Consider the following 600-nt stretch of genomic DNA (forward strand, 5'->3'; position numbering starts at 1 on the left):
AGCATTTAATGCAAGTAGGTTAATTTGATCAGCAATATCACCTATTATAGAAGTAACATTTTTAATCTCTTCACTTTGAGCAATAACTTCACTAGTTTTATGAGATACATTTTGCATAGAAGAAGTAATCTCTTCTAATGCTGCTGCTGTTTCTTCTAAAGAAGAAGCTTGAGAAGATGAAGAATCTGTTAAGTCTTTAACAGCACTTTGTAATTTACCACTCTCATCTGCTAATAAAGAAGCAAATTCAGATGATTGTCTTAGCATAGCTACTATTTCTTGACCTAATACATTAGTAGTTACTTCAACTCCACCTTTAGCATTTTTAACTTCAGTAGTAAAGTCTAATGCCTTATAGCTATCAAATACTCTATTGATTTCATTCATATTAGAACCAACTTTTGCTTGTAATACATCAAGCATATCATTTAATACATTTTTTAATTCTATTAATTGAGGATTAGCAGGAATTGCTGTTATTCTTGCTGTTAGATTACCACCTTCTATTTCTTTAGCTGTATCAACTGATTGTTCTACTGCTTTAGCATCTTGTTCTAATGCATTTTTAGTTTTAGTGATGTTTTCATTGATGGCTTTGGC

Annotated in this window: 1 pseudogene; it reads right to left on the reverse strand. The window is 30.8% G+C overall.

What is annotated here, in order from left to right:
- Positions 1-600: pseudogene (locus L8W57_RS07850) on the reverse strand (methyl-accepting chemotaxis protein); the annotation flags it as partial.

This window comes from Campylobacter sp. IFREMER_LSEM_CL1890, from assembly GCF_025772045.1.
GTDB lineage: Bacteria > Campylobacterota > Campylobacteria > Campylobacterales > Campylobacteraceae > Campylobacter_D > Campylobacter_D lari_D.